Source organism: Paraburkholderia sp. UCT70 (genome assembly GCF_050434085.1).
Taxonomy (GTDB): domain Bacteria; phylum Pseudomonadota; class Gammaproteobacteria; order Burkholderiales; family Burkholderiaceae; genus Paraburkholderia; species Paraburkholderia tuberum.
This window is the reverse complement of the sequence record NZ_JBNPVZ010000004.1, coordinates 2,273,592-2,289,884: the sequence shown is the minus strand read 5'-3', so window position 1 is coordinate 2,289,884 and position 16,293 is coordinate 2,273,592. Positions and strand designations below refer to the sequence as shown.

Sequence of the window (16,293 nt, the reverse complement as noted above, 5' to 3'; positions counted from 1 at the left end):
TCGAATCGTATAACGTACCGCGTTAAATGTAAACCATCAAACCTGGACGTATACTTTCTGCCCGGCGAGGTCCGATGAACAGTCGGCCAAACGGCTAACGGCGCGACACGAGCGCGTGAACGCAGTTGAAAACAACGCGAAAAAAAAGCCGGCAACGCGTGCCGGCTTTCCGATGTGACTCGAGACTCAGAGAGGCATCACGCCAACGCCTTCTCGACGATCTCGCGCACGTCGCGCGACTTGACCTGTGCGGCCACTTTCTCGAGCGCCGCGCGCATGCTGTCGCGCAGCGCCGGCGTGAAGCGTCGCCACAGTTCGAGCGAGCGCGCGAGGCGCGCGGCCACCTGCGGATTGAGCGCGTCGAGCGCGATCACCTGCTCGGCCCAGAATGCGTAGCCGGAGCCATCTGCCGCGTGGAACTGCGCGGGGTTCGCCGCGCAGAAGCTGAAAATCAGCGAACGCGCCCGGTTCGGATTCTTCAGGTTGAAGGCCGGATGCGTCATCAGCTTGCGCACCGTATCGATCACCGGATGTCGTGCGCCGCCGCGCTGGGTGGCCTGCAACGCGAACCATTTGTCGATGACGAGCGGCTCCTTCTCGAAGCGTCGATAGAAGTCGTCGAGCGCGTGCTGCGACTCGGGGCTGCCGCCTTGCGGCGCGGCCGCGTTGAGCAGGGCCGACAGCGCGGCCGCGCGGTCGGTCATGTTGTTCGCGGTTTCATATTGCGCGGCCGCGAGACGCACGGCGTCCGCGGAGTCGTCGAGTTCGGTCAGATACGACAGCGCCAGATTCTTCAGCGCGCGCTGACCGGCGGCCTCGGGCGTCGTTTCATAGGCGCCCGGCGTGCGATGCTGCTCGTAGACCTTCAGCCAGTCGTCACGCAGCGCATTCGCGAGGCGCTTGCGCACGAACTGCCGTGCCGCGTGCACCGCGGCCGGATTCGATTCGGCCATCTGCTCGGCCAGATACGCTTCGGACGGCAGCATCAGTGCGAGCTCGCGGAACGCCGGCGACAGCGTCTCGTCGGTCAAAACGCGCGCGAATGCGGCGACGACCGAGTCGTCGAACTGCAGCGCCGCGCCCGTGGCCGCGCGCGCGGCCAGCGCGAGCAACTCGCGCGTGGCAAGCCGCTGGCCGGCTTCCCAGCGGTTGAACGGATCGCTGTCGTGCGCGAGCAGGAACGCGAGCTGTTCGCCCGTGTAGTCGTATTCGACGATCACCGGAGCCGAGAAATTGCGTAGCAGCGACGGCAGCGGTTCCTGTCCGACGTTGACGAACGTGAAGGTCTGCTCGGTCTGCGTGAATTCGAGCACGCGCGTGGTCGACTCCGACGCCTTCGCCTCGCCGTCGAGCTGCAGCGGCAGATCGCGGCCGTCCTTGCCGATCAGACCGATCGCGAACGGAATCAGCAGCGGCCCCTTCTGCGTTTCGCGCGCGGCCGGCACGGCATCGCCGTAGCCCTGGCGCAGTGTCACGCTGTAGCGCTGCTGCGCGGCGTCGTAGCGCGTGCGCACCGACACGCGCGGCGTGCCGGCCTGGCTATACCAGCGCTCGAACTGCGCGAGGTCGCGGCCGTTCGCGTCGGCGAGCGCGTGACGGAAGTCGTCGCAGGTCACGGCCTGGCCGTCGTGACGCTTGAAGTACAGGTCCATGCCGTTGCGAAAGCCGTCGCGGCCGAACAGCGTCTGATACATTCGCGCGACTTCCGAGCCTTTCTCGTAGACGGTCATCGTGTAGAAGTTGTTGATCTCGACGTAGCTTTCCGGGCGCACCGGATGCGCCATCGGGCCCGCGTCCTCGGCGAACTGCATCTGGCGCAGCACCCGCACGTCCTCGATGCGCTTGGTCGCGCGCGCGGCTTCGTCGGTGGCGCCGCCCGCCATGTCGGCCGAGAACTCCTGATCGCGAAACACCGTCAGGCCTTCCTTCAGGCTTAGCTGGAACCAGTCGCGGCAGGTCACGCGGTTGCCGGTCCAGTTGTGGAAGTACTCGTGGCCGACCACCGCCTCGATGTTCGAGAAGTCGGTGTCGGAGGCCGTTTCGGGGTTCGCGAGCACGTACTTCGTGTTGAAGATGTTGAGCCCCTTGTTCTCCATCGCGCCCATGTTGAAGTCGCTGACCGCGACGATCATGAAGCGGTCCAGATCGAGCTCGAGCCCGAAGCGCTGTTCGTCCCAGCGGATCGAGTGGATCAGCGAATCCATCGCGTGACGGGTCTTGTCGAGATCGTGCGGCTCGACCCAGACCTGCAGCAGCTTTTCCTTGCCTGAGCCGGTCTTCACGCGTTCTTCGAGCGCGACGAGCTTGCCCGCGACGAGCGCGAACAGATAGCTCGGCTTCCTGAACGGGTCTTCCCAGCGCGCGAAATGGCGGCCGTCGGGCAACTCGCCTTGTTCGAGAAGATTGCCGTTCGACAGCAGCACCGGATAGTCGGCCTTGCTCGCGCGCAGCGTGACCGTGAAGCTCGCCATCACGTCGGGGCGGTCGAGGAAATAGGTGATGCGGCGAAAGCCCTCGGCCTCGCACTGCGTGAAGAAGTTGCCGCTCGACACATACAGCCCCGACAGCGTGGTGTTTTCCGCGGGATTGCAGATGCTGGTGAGGGTCAGCTCGAAGCTGTCCGGCACGTCGTCGAGCAGCAGGCCGTGCTCGTGGGGCTGCGCGTTCGGGAATGGCTTGCCGTCGATCGCGGCGCTGACGAACTCCAGTTGCTCGCCCATCAGTTCGAGATGCGCGGCGCGCGACGCATCCGGGTTGCGGCGAACTCGCATCGTGTTCCTGACGACCGTGCGTTCGGGGACCAGATCGAACTCCAGCGCGACGGTGTCGATCAGGAAGGCGGGCGGCGCGTAATCGGCGCGGCGGATCACATTGGGCGTTGCGGTATCGGCCATGGCGTTCTGTGGTGGTGTACTCGAGCGGTCGGGCGCGCAAACGGCGCGCGAGCCGGGCTTGGTCGGCTCATTGTACAAAGCCTCGGGCAATCGTGCGGAAGGGAAGGGGGCCGAGTCTCGGCGCCGGGTAGCGCTGCCGCTTTCGACGGACAGGGGAAGAACCTTTTACCGGCTGGCCAGTCAGCGTATTATCGGGCGCCGCGCGTGGCGGAGCGCCGGGATCGTCCGCCGGGCAGCGGATCGATCGCGCGACGGAATAATCTCGACTCAAGCAGAGTTTTAACTGAAGCAGAATAGATCCAATCAGAGGCATCACGAGGCAGACCATGAACATCGATCGATGGACCCGCCGCGTCGCGCTGCTGTTCGTCGCGCTGACGGCGCTGCTGTCCGGCTGCACGACCTACGTGACCACGCAGGTCACGGCGTTCTCGGACTGGAGCGGAAGCGACGCGACGCGCACCTATGCGTTCACGCGGCACGAGGATCAGAAGAACAATCTCGAACTGAGCGCGTACGAGCGGATCGTCGCGAACGAGCTCGCCTTGCACGCGTTCCGCGAAGTCTCGCACGACGACGCGCGCTATCTGGTCGAGCTCGCCTATGGCATCCGCTCGGACATCGTGAGCGTCGCGCAGCCGGTCTACTACAACCCGTGGCCCGGTCCTTACTGGGGCCGGCCGTTCGATCCGTGGGGACCGTGGGGGCCTTTCCCGGCGACATACGTGAACCAAAGCTACCCGGTGTTCACGCATCTGCTCGGCATCCGGATCACCGAGCGCGTAAGCGGCCGGGAGGTCTACAACGTCACGGCGCGCAATGTCGACGAGGAGTCGTCGCTGGTGCGGGCGATGCCATATCTGGCGCGTAGCGCGCTGGCTGCTTTCCCGCTGGCCAACGGCGCGGTGCACACCGTGAAGATTCCGCTCGGCGGCGGTGGCGGCGGCGACGCCAACGAAGTGTCGCTGCCGGCGGCCACGCCCCCCGCGGGCGCGGCGTCGGCGCCGAAGGCCGCGCAGTAGCTCAGACCCCGACCCCGAACAACGCCATCGCGCCCAGCACGACGAACATCACCGCGGCGATGCCGTGCACGAGCCTGGTCGGCAGGCGATGCGCGAAGCGGTCGCCGAGCAGGATCGCCGGCACGTTCGCGATCATCATGCCGAGCGTCGTGCCGGCCACCACGCCGAAGAAATCGTGAAAGCGCGCGGCGAGGGCGACCGTCGCAATCTGCGTCTTGTCGCCCATTTCCGCGAGGAAGAACGTGACGACCGTCGCGCCGAACACCCCGAAGTGCGTGCGGTTCGTGTTGGCTTCCTCGTCGTCGAGCTTGTCGGGCACGAGAATCCACAGCCCCATGCCGATAAACGACGCCGCCAGCGCCCAGCGCATGATGGTCGGCGTCAGCATCGAGCCGAGCCACGCGCCGAGCGCGCCGGCTCCCGCGTGATTGATCAGCGTCGCTGCGAGCACGCCGAGAATGATCGGCACGGGCTTGCGATAGCGCGCGGCCAGCACGAGCGACAGCAGTTGCGTCTTGTCGCCGATCTCGGCGAGCGCGACCGCTCCGGTCGAAATCAGAAAAGCTTGATTCACGTTGAATGGATTCCTCGGGCCGAAGATGAACGAGCGACGACCCACGACACGCCGGGCCCTGTTGCGGCGCGTGTGGATCATCGGTCTCGCCAGGCCAGAGGCTGCGACTGCCATGGCCGTGCAGGCCAAGTCTGTTGACAGTCGCCCCCGCGAACCACACGTGCGACGCACCGGCGAAGCGGTGCGGACGTGCCGCGGGGCGGCTACTCCCCAATGAGGGCCGGAGTATAGCAGGCGCGGGCGCATCGTTGCCACGAATGTTGTTTGCCCGGACGACGCGGCGTCGGTGTTTTCGCTCTGCGTCTTATTCGAAGAAAGACGAATGAAAGGTTTTTCGTCGGTTCCGGCGGCATTGTCGCGCCAGCGCCGACGCACGAGATCGCCTTCCGGTGCGTCGTCGCGGCCGGTCTTGTCAAACCGTCTAACAATGTGTTGCGTGACAGGCGCGGATACAGATGGATACGTCTTTCCTCGCCGATCTGATTCAAAATACCCGGTACTATTCGGCCACAAAAGGAGCCCGAGCCGCTATCCACTACACCGATTGTCAGGGGCGCCTGACAAATCGGGCCCGATCGCCGGTGCTGCATTCCCTGACAGGCAGACTGGTCGGTCCCGGGTTGGAACTTCCCGATCCGCGCGGCGGCGCTCGCCGTGACGGCTGTGTATTCCGTCAGGCGCTTGAGCCCCTTCCCCGTTTCCACGCGCGAACACCTATATGCCCGATCTGCACTGGACCATTCCGGTCGGTCGCTGGTCTAGCTGGCCGGCTACCTCGTCTGCCGCGCCCGATATCGGCTTCATCGAGCCGATCGTGCGGCGGCGTCTCAGCACGCTGTCCAAGGTGGCGCTCAAGGTCGCGCACGACTGCGTCGCGCAGGAACCCGCGCGCGTGGTGTTCGCTTCGCGGCACGGGGAGTTGCGGCGTACCACCGACATCCTGCGCAGCATCAGCGCCGGCGAGCCGGTGTCGCCGACCGCCTTCAGCCTGTCGGTGTTGAACGCGATGACCGGCGTGTTCGGGATTGCGCGCGGCGACCGCTCGGCCGCGAGCGCGGTATCGGCTGGAGCGCAGACGCTCGGCTATGCGCTGCTCGAAGCGTACGCGCAATACGCGACGCAACCGGATGCGCCGGTGCTGCTCGTGTATGCCGACGAACCGGCCGATCTCGCGTACGGCACGATCGAAGACGAAGTGCACGGCGGTGCGATCGCGGTGTTGCTCGACAAGCATGCGTCGGCTGGGCGCGTTGTTTGCTCTTTGACCTGCGCTGACGAGGAGGTGGCCGAGCAACGCGGCGATCCGCGATCCGCGTTGAGCGACGCCCCGAGCTTTCCGACTCAGAGCCAGGCGCTGCTGCACTGCCTCGAAACCGGCCAGCCCGCGCGCTGGCAGCGCGCGGGCGCGCTGTGGCACTGGAGGTGGGATGAGCGCGCGGCTTGATTACGCGTGGCGTTTTTGCGCGACTGGCCTCGCTTTCGTCGCGTTCGGCGTGTGCGGCGTGCTGTTTTCTGTGCTCGTGTTTCCGCTCGCGTGGCTGTGGCCGCATCGCGCATCGCGGCAGCGCGCGGTGACCGTCGTGATTCACCGGTTTTTCCGCGCGCTCGTCGCGGTGCTGCGCGGTCTCGGCGTGATGGAACTCGAAGCGTCCGGCGCCGAGGCGTTGTGCGCGGGCGGGCCGGCGATCGTCGTCGCGAATCACCCGACTTACCTCGACGTGATGGTTCTGCTGTCGTTGACGCCGCGCGCGTGCTGCGTCGTGAAGCACGCGCACTGGCACAACCCGTGTTTCTGGGGCATCGTGCGCGCGGCCGAATACGTGAGCAACGCGGACGCGATCGCGCTCGTCGAGGCCGGCGCGAAGCAGCTCGCGGCCGGCTATACGATGATCATTTTTCCGGAAGGCGCGCGCAGCCCGGCGCCGAACCGGCTGCACGCGTTCTCGCGCGGATTCGCGCACATGGCGCTGAAGGCCGGCGCGCCGATCGTGCCGGTATTGATGAATTGCGATCCGCCCGCGTTCACGCGGCAGATGCGCTGGTACGACGTGCCGGCGCGCGCTTTCCGGATGCGCGTGAACGTGCTCGCGCCGCTTGGCGTCGACGAGCTGGCCGCGCACGACACCACCGCGGCCATTGCGGCGCGCAGTGTGACGAATGCCGTAGAAGCCCACATTACCCAGCACCTGTTCGACTATGGATTCTTTAAAACTGGAAATTAAAAAGCTTCTGATCGAAGCCCTCGATCTCGAAGACCTGAGCCCCGCCGATATCGACGACGATGCCCCGTTGTTCGGTTCCGACGGCATCGGTCTCGATTCGATCGACGCGCTCGAAATCGGCATCGTGCTGCGCAAACAATACCAATTGACCATCGTGGCGAACGACGAACGCACGCGCGAGCACTTTCGCTCGATCAACACGCTTGCCGCGTTGGTCGAGAGTCAGCGCGAAGCGGCGCACGCTGCGAACGAAACCGCAAGGAAGGGGGTTTAATCGTGACCGAGACTGAGATTCTTGAGCGCATTCGCGCGATCTTTCAGGAAAACTTCGCGATCGAGCCGCAGCGCGTGACGCCCGACGCTCACCTGTTCGAAGACCTCGATCTCGACAGCATCGACGCGGTCGATCTCGCGATCAAGCTGCAGGAGATGACCGGCCGCCGCATCAAGCCGGAGAACTTCAAATCCGTGCGCACGGTCGGCGACGTGATCGGCGCGGTCGAATCGCTGCTCGCGGCGCAAGGCTGATGCCGGTCGCGCACCCGCGCACGCAGATGGCGCAGCCACGTCCCGCCGCAAGCGAATCCGGTGCGCGGCCTCACTGGAGCAGGACCGTCCTGCAGGTGCTGCTGAAACTCGCTTACCCCGCGCTGATCTTGTGCGCATGGCGCTGGGACGCGCCGCGTCTCGTCGGCGGCATGCTGCTGGTGACTTTGTGGCTGCAGCGCTGGGCCGGCGGCGGTCCGGTTGCGATGTCGCTGCGGCAGCTTTCCACGCTCGACTGGAGCGTGGTGGCGATGCTGAGCTGCGCATCGGCGACGATCGTCGTCACCGATAGCGAGCTGCTGCTGCGCTTCTATCCGTCGCTCGTCAATCTCGGTTTGCTGATCGCGTTCGGCGCGACGCTCGTGCGCGGGCCGTCGATGATCGAAAAATTTGCGCGCCTCGGCAGTCCCGATCTGCCGCCGGGTGCGGTGCGCTATACGCGGCGCGTGACCCAGGTCTGGTGCGTTTTCTTCGTGCTGAACGGCGCGTTTTCCGTCTACACCGCGCTCTATTGGAGCCGCGCGGCCTGGTCGCTGTACAACGGCGCGATCGCCTATGCACTGATCGGTGCGCTGCTGGCGGGCGAATACGTATGGCGACGTCTGTTCGTGCTGCCGCGCGCCGCGCGAGCGGATTCGGAGGCCGCCTGATGCTCGCGTTGCATGATCTGTTGTCGGCCGATGCCGCCCTTGCGACGTCCGCCGCACCGGTGTGCCGCGATGGCACCGTGCTGCTCGATCGCGAGGCGTTTCGCGCGCGCGTCGAGCGCTTGATCGAGCTCGTGCGAACGCCCGACGCGCGGCGCTGCGCGCTCTGCATCGACGATCCGTTCGAGTTCGCCTGCGCATTGTTCGCGCTGTTCGCGTGCGGCAAGGAGCCGGTGATTCCGGCCAATGCAACGCCGGGCTATCTCGCCGATCTCGCGGACGCCTACGACTTCCTGCTGACGGATGCGGATCTGCCGCCGTTCGTCGCAGCGACGCATCGCACGGCTCACACCGCCCACCCGATCGACGCCCACGCGCCGATGACGCTCTACACATCCGGCAGCAGCGGCATGCCGAAGCCGATCCGCAAGACGCTCGCGCAATTCAACGCCGAAGTCCACACGCTCGAACGGCAATGGGGCGCATTGCTCGGCGACGCGACGATGCTCGCGAGCGTGCCGCATCACCACATCTACGGTTTGCTGTTTCGCGTGTTGTGGCCGCTCGCGGCCGGACGCGCCTTCGATCGCGCGATCGGCGTCGAGCCGCTGCAGCTGCAGGCGCGCATCGCGCAATGCGGCGCGACGGCGGTGGTGTCGACGCCCGCGCAGCTATCGCGTTGGCCCGCGTTGCCGGGCTTCGCCGCGCTTACGCCCGCGCCGCGCGCGTTCTTTTCGTCGGGTGGCCCGCTCGCGGCCGACGCCGCGCTGGCCTATGCGGCGAGCTACGGCGCGGCGCCGCTCGAAATCTACGGCAGCACGGAAACCGGCGGGATCGCGTGGCGGCGTCAGGATCAGGGCGACGCGTGGCAGCCGGTCGCCGGCGCCGAGGTGCACCGCGACGACGACGGCGCGCTGTGCGTGCGCTCGCCGCATCTCGACCACGACGGCTGGCATCGCACCGGCGATCGCATCGCGTTCGATGCCGACGGGCGCTTCCGCTTGCAAGGGCGCCTCGACCGCGTGCTGAAGCTCGGCGGCAAGCGCGTCTCGCTGCCGGAACTCGAGGCGCGTCTCGCGCTGCATCCGTATGTCGCGCAGGCGGCGCTGGTGCCGCTCATAGGCGCGTCGCGCGAACGCGTCGGCGCGGTGGTCGCGCTGACCGAAGCGGGCGGCGCTGCGTTGTGCGACGAAGGCCGCGTCGCGCTGGCGAAAACGCTGCGCCGGCATCTGGCCGATTACTTCGATGCGGTCGTGCTGCCGCGTCATTGGCGTTTTCGCGTGAGCCTGCCATTCGACGCGCGCGGCAAGCTGCCCGCGAGCGCGGTTGCGGCCGCGTTCGCGCCGCTCGCCGAGGGCATGGAAGTGCTCGCCGAAACGCGCGTCGGCGACACGCTGCACTACGTGCTGCGCGTGCCGCAGTCACTCCAGCATTTCGCCGGCCACTTTCCGGGTCTGCCGATTCTGCCGGGCGTCGTGCAGGTCGACTGGGCAGCGCGGCTCGCGGCCGGGCATTGGCCGCGCGTGCGAGAGGTGGCGTCGGTCGACCGCCTGAAGTTCATGGCGCCGGTGTCGCCCGGTGCGGTGCTCGAGCTCACGCTCGCCTATGATGCCGCGCGCCGGCGTGTGCAGTTCGCGTACCGGCTCGACGGACGCGAATGCGCGTCGGGCTTGCTCGTGCATCGGGAGGGCGCGTGATGACGTTCGCGCCCTGCATCGTCATTCCGATCTACAACCACAAGGACGCGATCGGTGCGAGCGTCGCGCATCTCGCGGTGCACGGCCTGCCGATCTTCGTCGTCGACGACGGCAGCGACGCGCCGACCCAGCGGGTACTCGCCGCGCTCGCGCTGCAATACGCACAGCAGATGACCCTGCTGCGTCTGCCGGCAAACGGCGGCAAGGGCGCGGCAGTGATGGCGGGCCTGCGCGCGGCGCGCGCCGCGGGCTACACGCACGCGCTGCAGATCGACGCCGACGGCCAGCACGATGCGACCGACGTGCCGCGCTTCATCGATGCCGCGCGCGCCGAACCCGGCGCGGTGATTCTCGGCCGTCCGGTCTACGACGACAGCGTGCCGAAAGCACGTCTGTACGGCCGCTATCTGACCCACGTGTGGGTGTGGATCGAGACGCTGTCGCTGACGATTCGCGATTCGATGTGCGGCTTCCGTCTGTATCCGCTCGCGCTCGCGTGCGAGCTGATCGACAACGTGCGACTGCCCACGCGCATGGACTTCGACATCGAGATCCTCGTGCGTCTCTACTGGCGCCGCGCCGCGTTCCGCTCGATCCCGACGCGGGTGACCTACGCGGCCGACGGCGTGTCGCATTTCGACGTGCTGTGGGACAACATCCGAATCAGCCGCAGCCATACGCGGCTCGTGTTCGGGATGTTGTGGCGTCTGCCGATGCTGCTCGCGCACAAGCTGATGCCGCGCCGCGGCGCGCTGGCCGACGCCGCCGATGAACCCCGGCCCGAAGCCTGGTGGCGCATCGCCGAACGCGGCAGCCGCCTCGGCATGAGCCTACTCGCGTTGAGCTGCAAGCTGTTCGGCCGCCGCTTCACCGCGCTGTGGCTGCATCCGGTCGTCGCGTATTTTCTGCTGACGGGCCGCGCGGCGCGCGCCGCGTCGGACAACTACTTCGCGCATCTGAGCGCGGTCGCGCCGTCGGCGGATACGCCGCGCCCGGGCTGGCTGTCCGCGTATCGCCATATGCTCGCGTTCGCGCAATCGGGCTTCGACAAGCTCGCCGCGTGGACCGGCCGCGTCGACGACACCGACGTCACGTTCGACGATCCTGCGGCGTTCGAAGCACTGATCGCGAGCGGCAAGGGCGCGCTCGTGATCGGCGCGCACCTCGGCAATCTGGAGATGATGCGCGCGCTCGCCATCCGCGGCGAACACGCGAAGGTCACGGCGGTCGTCTACACCGGGCACGCGCGCCGCTTCAATGAGGTGCTGGCGTCGTCGAATCGCGACTTCGCGCGGCATCTCCTCGAAGTCGGCGACTTCGGTCCCGAGACGGCGGTGCTGATGCAGCAGCGCATCGATGCGGGCGAGCTGCTGGTGATCGTCGGCGATCGGGTGCCGGCGCGCGAGGCGGGACGCACCACCGACGCGCAATTTCTCGGCGCGAGCGCGCCGTTCGCGCAAGGACCCTACGTGCTCGCGCATGCGCTCGGCTGTCCGGTCTACCTGTTCTTCTGCCTGAAGGAAAGCGACGGTTACCGCATGTATTTCGAGCCGTTCGCCGAGCGCATCGAGCTGCCGCGCCGCGAACGCGCGCAGCATCTGGCAGCGTGGGCGCAACGCTACGCGCTGCGCCTCGAACACTATTGCCGCAAGGCCCCTTACCAATGGTTCAATTTCTTCGATTTCTGGGCCAGCCCCGAGCGAGGCGCAAATGGCCGACCATGACCTGAACGATGTGCGGCACGCACGCGCTGTTGCTAGTGCCGCGGCGCATGTGGATGCCGGTGCCGCTGCCGATCGCGCGCCGGTCGTCGTCAGTGCACGCCGACTGACGATAGAAGAGGTTGTCGCGATTGCGCGGCGACGTGCGTGCGTCGCGCTGAGCGACGATCGCCAGGGAGTCAACGCATGAGCGAGTCCGCGAAAACGCAGCACGTGCTCGCCGCGAGCGCGACCGTCGAAGTGCCGTTTCACGACGTCGACGCGATGAACGTGTGCTGGCACGGCAATTATCTGAAGTACTTCGAGTTGGGTCGCGCGGCGCTGTTGCGCGCGTTCGATTACGACTATCGCCAGATGCGGGCGTCCGGCTATCTGTGGCCGATCGTCGAGGCGCATCTGAGGTACGTGCGGGCCGCCGTGTATGGACAGAAGATCGAAGTGCGCGCGCAACTGCTCGAATACGAAAACCGCCTGAAAATAGGCTATGAAATCGTCGATTGCGCATCGGGCGTGCGGCTCACGAAGGGCTATACGATCCAGGTCGCCGTCGATGCCGCCACCGAGGAATTGCAGTTCGTGTCGCCGCCGGTCGTATTCGAAAAACTGGAGCGCGTATGGGGACGGTGAACAGGTGCGCGCTGGGAGCGCTCGTGTCGCGGCTGGCGGGGGCGATCGTCGCAATAGGGGCGCTTGCATTGGCAGCGGCGTCGGCCGATGCGGCCACGGCCAGCAATACGGCTCCAGCCGCCAACGCCGGCAACAACGCCAACGCCGCGCTCGTCTCGCAGATCGCCGCGCATCTCGCGCAGCCGAAGGGCGTGCGCGCGCAATTCACGCAGACGCAGACGCTTGCCGCGATGAAGCAGCCGCTCGTCAGCTACGGCACCTTGCTGTTCTTCCGTGAGCGCGGCGTGATCTGGCGGATCGACACGCCATACAAGGCCACCTACGTGATCACCGACGCTGGCGTCGCGCAGGTCGACGCCAGCGGCCGCCGCGTGAGCACGCATAGCGCGCAGGGCACCCGTGGCGTCGCGCAAGTGTCGAAGATGATGCGCGCGATGCTCGGTGGCGATCTGTCGGCGCTGTACTCGCAGTTCGACGTGAGCGCCGAAGGCAGCGCCGCGCAATGGCGCATGCGACTCACGCCGAATCAACCGCAGCTCGCGCAATCGATCAAGGGCCTCGACATGAGCGGCGGCGATTATCTGCAAAACCTGCGCATCACGCTCGCGAACGGCGACGTGACGAAGCTCGAATTCGCGAACAGCACGGCCGTTGCCGAGCCGACGCCGGACGAGCGCAGCCTGTTCGGAGCGCCGTGATGGACATGCCGCAGCAGCGAACCGCGAAACATGCGTGGGGCGTGCGCGCCGCATGGCTCGTGCTCGCGCTGCTGGCGGCGCTGTATTGCGGCTGGCGCTTCGTCGGAGCGTCGCCGCTCGAAACCGATCTGCTCGCGCTGCTGCCCGCGACCGAAGCGGACCCGGTCGCCGAGAAAGCAGTCGACACGCTCGCGAGCGCGCTCGGCGATCGCACCGTGCTGCTCGTCACGAGCCGCGACGATGCGCACGCGAAAGCGGCCGCGAAGCAGCTGGGCGCGTCGCTGCAAAAGAGTGGCGCAATTCGCATCGGTGACGGCCGAACTGCCGCCGTTCGACCTGTCGCAGATCTCGGCGCTGTATCTGCCATACCACTTCGGCCTGCTCGCGCCGGCCGATCGCACCGCGCTCGCGACCGCGCGCGCGACGACGCTGCACGATATGCTCGCGCAGCGCATCTACAGCCCGCTGCAAGGCGGCCTCAGCACGCAACTCGCCGACGATCCGTTCGGCTGGCTCGAACGCTGGCTCGGCAATCTGCCGCTCGCGACGTCGAATCTCGAAGTCGAGGACAACCTGCTGGTGTCGCATCGTCACGACGCGCATGGCGACATGACCAGCGTGCTGGTCATCGCGACGCTGCCGGGCTCCGCCTACGAAACGAAGACGCAGCGCGCGGTACACGCGGCGCTCGCCGATGCGGAAAGCGCGTTGCGTCAGACGTTCCCCGACGTATCGGTTGCACGCACGGGCGCCGTGTTCTACGCCGAGGCCGCGCGCAGCGCTTCCGAACGCGAGGTGCACGTGATCGGCATCGCGTCGCTCGCCGGCATCGCGCTGCTGATGATGTGGGTGTTCCGCTCGCCGCGTCTGTTGCTGCTCGGCTTCGTATCGACCGCGCTCGGCATCGTCTGCGCGCTCGCGGCGACGCTGCTGATCTTCGGCAAGCTGCATCTGTTGACGCTCGTGTTCGGCGCGAGCCTGATCGGCGAGGCCGTCGATTACTCGATCCAGTATTTCGTCGTCTATCTCGGCGCGGGCCGCGACTGGGATGCGCGGCTCGGCGCGCGGAGGGTACGGCCCGCGCTGGGCGTTGCACTGGCGACGAGCCTGCTCGGCTACGCGATCCTGATGTGGGTGCCGTTCCCCGCGTTGAAGCAGATCGCGTGCTTCGCGATGGTGGGCATTACGACCGCGTTCGCGTCGGTGCTGTGGCTGCTGCCCGCGCTGCTCACGCGCGCCCCGAAGCACAGCCCTCGGCGCCTGTTCGCGGGCGCGGCGCGGCTGCTCGCGCGCTGGCAGCATGCGCTCGGCGGCAGCCGCGCGTGGCTGGTCGCCGCGCTGCTGCTGATCGCGTCGGTGCCCGGCTGGCTGCGTCTGAGCAGCGACGACGACATCCATCTGCTGATCCAGCGCGATGCGTCGCTGGCCGCGCAGGAAGACACGGTGCGCGAGGCGGTCGGCGTCGATAACAGCGCGCAGTTTTTCGTCGTGCGCGGCGCGACCCAGGAAGCGGTGCTGCAACGCGCCGAAGCGCTCGGTGCGAAGCTCGATGCGCTGAACGGCAGCGCCGATAGCGTCGGCGGCTACCAGTCGGTCGCGCAGTTCGTGCCGTCCGCGCAACGTCAGCGCGAGGATCGCGCGCTGCTCGCGCAGCATGTGTTCGGCGACTCCGCCGCGTTGCGTGCGACGCTGCTGCAAGCGGGCTTCAAGGACGAAGTCGCCGATGCGTGGCTCGCCGGCTTCGCTCAGCCGCCCGCGCCGCTGACCGTCGAGCGCTGGCTCGCGGCGCCGTGGTCGCAGCCGTATCGGCATCTGTGGCTCGGCGCGGTGGGATCGAACGACAAGAATCGGGCTCATCAACCTGGCTACGCGGCCGTCGTGATCCCGCAAGGCGTGACGCCGCGCAACGAGCCCGCGCTGATCGCGCTCGCGCGCGGCCTGCCCGGCGTCGTGTTCGTCGATAAGGCCGCGAGCGTGTCGAGGCTGTTCGGCGCGTATCGCGTGGATAGCGGCTGGTGGCTCGGCGGCGCGCTCGTGCTCGTGTGCGTGCTGCTGATGCTGCGCTACGGCGCGCGCGGGGGTATCGCCACGACCTTGCCCGTGCTGTTCGCGGTGGGCGTCGCGCTGGCGGTGTTCGGCTACGCGGGCGTACCGCTCAATCTGTTCAACTGGCTCGCGCTGATGCTGGTGCTTGGCGTCGGCGCAAACTATGCGGTGTTCCTGCGCGAAGGCTGCGCGCGCGCAGAGGCGGATCTCGGCGCGGTGTGGACCGGCGTGCTGCTGTCGGCGGCGACCACGTTGTTGTCGTTCGGCATGCTCGGCGTGAGCGCGATGCCCGCGCTCAAAAGCTTCGGCGCCACGCTCGCGCTCGGCATCGCGGTGGCGGTGCTGCTCGCGCCTCTTGGCATGCCATCGTCAGCGCGCTCGGGCAAGTCATCGGAACCACGGAGGGCGGCATGAAAGCGCCAACAGTTTATTTGCACGCGCTAGGCATGATCAACGCGCTCGGCGGCGACGTCGACGAGATCGTGCCGGCGCTCGCCGCCGCGCGCTCGCCCGGCATGGGCAATGTGCATACCGGCATCGGCGACGCGTTCGTCGGCAGCGTGCTCGCGCCGCTCGATCTCGCGCCGCGCGCCGACCTCGCGCGCTACGACTGCCGCAACAACCGGCTGCTGCTCGCGGCGCTCGCGCAGATCGCGCCGGCGCTCGAAGCCGCGCGCGAGCGCTACGGCCCGCAGCGCATCGGCATCGTGCTCGGCACCAGCACGTCGGGCATCGAGGCGGCCGAAACCGCGTTCGTCTATCACGCACGAGCCGGCGCGTTGCCGGCCAACTTCAACTATCGGCAAATGGAAATCGGCACCGCCGCGCCGTTCGCTGCCGCCGCGCTCGGCGTGCACGGGCCGGCGTTTACGATTTCGACCGCGTGTACGTCGAGCGCGAAGGCGCTCGCGTCGGCGCGTCGGCTGCTGCAATTGCAGCTATGCGATGCGGTTGTCGTCGGTGGTGTCGATTCGCTATGCGAATTGACGGTGCAGGGCTTTGCGTCGCTCGAATCGACCAGCAGCGCGCGCACCAATCCGATGAGCCGCAATCGCCGCGGCATCAACGTCGGCGAAGGGGCGGCCGTGTTCCTGATGAGCCGCGACGAAGCGGCGGTGCGGCTCGCGGGCCTCGGCGAATCGAGCGACGCGCATCATATTTCGGCGCCGGACCCGCAGGGCGTCGGTGGCGAACTCGCGCTTCGCGAAGCGCTCGCGGACGCGGGCATCGCGGCCTCGGCGGTCGGCTATGTGAATCTGCACGCGACCGCCACGCAGAAAAACGACGAAATGGAAGCGCATCTGATGGCGCGCGTGTTCCCCGGCGGCGTCGCCGCGAGCGGCACCAAGCCGTTGACCGGCCACCAGCTCGGCGCGGCCGGCGCGACCGAACTCGGCTTCGCGTGGCTCACGCTCGCGCGCGAGAACGCAACGCTGCCGCCGCATCTATGGGACGGCGAGGCCGATCCGGCGCTGCCCGCGCTCGATCTCGTCGCGGGCGCGCGCCATCTGCCGCGCGGCACGGGCACGCAGTACGCGATGAGCAATTCGTTCGCGTTCGGCGGCAGCAATGTCAGCCTGATTCTCGCCCGGTAAAGCG

The 16,293-nt window shown here is 67.4% G+C and carries 13 protein-coding genes, 2 pseudogenes and 1 riboswitch; of the genes and pseudogenes, 13 read left to right on the top strand and 2 right to left on the bottom strand.

The features are described from left to right. Positions 1-197 precede the first annotated feature (197 nt). Complete coding sequence (gene pepN, locus OKW41_RS36125; protein WP_429575540.1) at positions 198-2,894, bottom strand: aminopeptidase N; 2,697 nt, start codon at positions 2,892-2,894, stop codon at positions 198-200. A gap of 326 nt (positions 2,895-3,220) precedes the next feature. Between pepN and OKW41_RS36120 the strand changes: the two genes are divergently transcribed. Beyond that, positions 3,221-3,916, top strand: a complete 696-nt coding sequence (locus tag OKW41_RS36120; RefSeq protein WP_429575539.1) for a DUF4136 domain-containing protein — start codon at positions 3,221-3,223, stop codon at positions 3,914-3,916. Position 3,917: 1 nt separating this feature from the next. On the opposite strand, the gene OKW41_RS36115 is transcribed toward OKW41_RS36120, so the two are convergent. Beyond that, the gene (locus OKW41_RS36115) at positions 3,918-4,490 is read right to left on the bottom strand and encodes a TMEM165/GDT1 family protein (RefSeq protein WP_429451232.1); all 573 of its coding nucleotides are present in this window, start codon (positions 4,488-4,490) and stop codon (positions 3,918-3,920) included. Positions 4,491-4,500: 10 nt separating this feature from the next. Further along, a riboswitch (yybP-ykoY riboswitch) is annotated at positions 4,501-4,714 on the bottom strand. Positions 4,715-5,208: 494 nt separating this feature from the next. On the opposite strand from OKW41_RS36115, the gene OKW41_RS36110 reads away from it, so the two are divergent. The 12 genes and pseudogenes from OKW41_RS36110 (at position 5,209) to OKW41_RS36055 (ending at position 16,289) form a co-directional block, all read left to right on the top strand. Further along, complete coding sequence (locus OKW41_RS36110) at positions 5,209-5,934, top strand: beta-ketoacyl synthase chain length factor (RefSeq protein WP_429575538.1); 726 nt, start codon at positions 5,209-5,211, stop codon at positions 5,932-5,934. After that, positions 5,918-6,712 (top strand): lysophospholipid acyltransferase family protein, encoded by a 795-nt coding sequence (locus OKW41_RS36105; protein WP_429575537.1) that lies wholly within the window; start codon positions 5,918-5,920, stop codon positions 6,710-6,712. The genes OKW41_RS36110 and OKW41_RS36105 overlap by 17 nt, the downstream gene beginning before the upstream one ends. After that, complete coding sequence (locus tag OKW41_RS36100; protein ID WP_090801395.1) at positions 6,687-6,986, top strand: phosphopantetheine-binding protein; 300 nt, start codon at positions 6,687-6,689, stop codon at positions 6,984-6,986. The genes OKW41_RS36105 and OKW41_RS36100 overlap by 26 nt, the downstream gene beginning before the upstream one ends. A 2-nt stretch (positions 6,987-6,988) precedes the next feature. After that, positions 6,989-7,240, top strand: a complete 252-nt coding sequence (locus OKW41_RS36095; protein WP_013090186.1) for an acyl carrier protein — start codon at positions 6,989-6,991, stop codon at positions 7,238-7,240. Further along, the gene (locus tag OKW41_RS36090; protein ID WP_429575536.1) at positions 7,240-7,908 is read left to right on the top strand and encodes a hypothetical protein; all 669 of its coding nucleotides are present in this window, start codon (positions 7,240-7,242) and stop codon (positions 7,906-7,908) included. Before OKW41_RS36095 ends, OKW41_RS36090 begins: the two co-directional genes overlap by 1 nt. Next, entirely contained in the window at positions 7,908-9,602 is a 1,695-nt protein-coding gene (locus OKW41_RS36085; protein ID WP_429575535.1) for an AMP-binding protein, read from the top strand. The genes OKW41_RS36090 and OKW41_RS36085 overlap by 1 nt, the downstream gene beginning before the upstream one ends. After that, positions 9,602-11,326, top strand: coding sequence for a glycosyltransferase family 2 protein (locus OKW41_RS36080; RefSeq protein ID WP_429575534.1), 1,725 nt, complete (start codon positions 9,602-9,604; stop codon positions 11,324-11,326). Before OKW41_RS36085 ends, OKW41_RS36080 begins: the two co-directional genes overlap by 1 nt. Beyond that, positions 11,313-11,492: pseudogene (locus OKW41_RS36075) on the top strand (histidine ammonia-lyase); the annotation flags it as partial. The gene OKW41_RS36080 and the pseudogene OKW41_RS36075, both read left to right, overlap by 14 nt. Before the next feature lie 17 nt (positions 11,493-11,509). Beyond that, positions 11,510-11,950, top strand: a complete 441-nt coding sequence (locus tag OKW41_RS36070; RefSeq protein WP_429575533.1) for an acyl-CoA thioesterase — start codon at positions 11,510-11,512, stop codon at positions 11,948-11,950. Next, positions 11,938-12,648, top strand: coding sequence for an outer membrane lipoprotein carrier protein LolA (locus OKW41_RS36065; RefSeq protein ID WP_429575532.1), 711 nt, complete (start codon positions 11,938-11,940; stop codon positions 12,646-12,648). The genes OKW41_RS36070 and OKW41_RS36065 overlap by 13 nt, the downstream gene beginning before the upstream one ends. Continuing rightward, positions 12,648-15,108, top strand: a pseudogene (locus OKW41_RS36060) (MMPL family transporter). The gene OKW41_RS36065 and the pseudogene OKW41_RS36060 overlap by 1 nt, the downstream one beginning before the upstream one ends. Beyond that, a complete protein-coding gene (locus OKW41_RS36055) occupies positions 15,105-16,289 on the top strand; it encodes a beta-ketoacyl-[acyl-carrier-protein] synthase family protein (protein ID WP_429575531.1) in 1,185 nt (394 codons plus the stop codon). The pseudogene OKW41_RS36060 and the gene OKW41_RS36055 overlap by 4 nt, the downstream one beginning before the upstream one ends. The last annotated feature ends 4 nt before the right edge of the window (positions 16,290-16,293 follow it).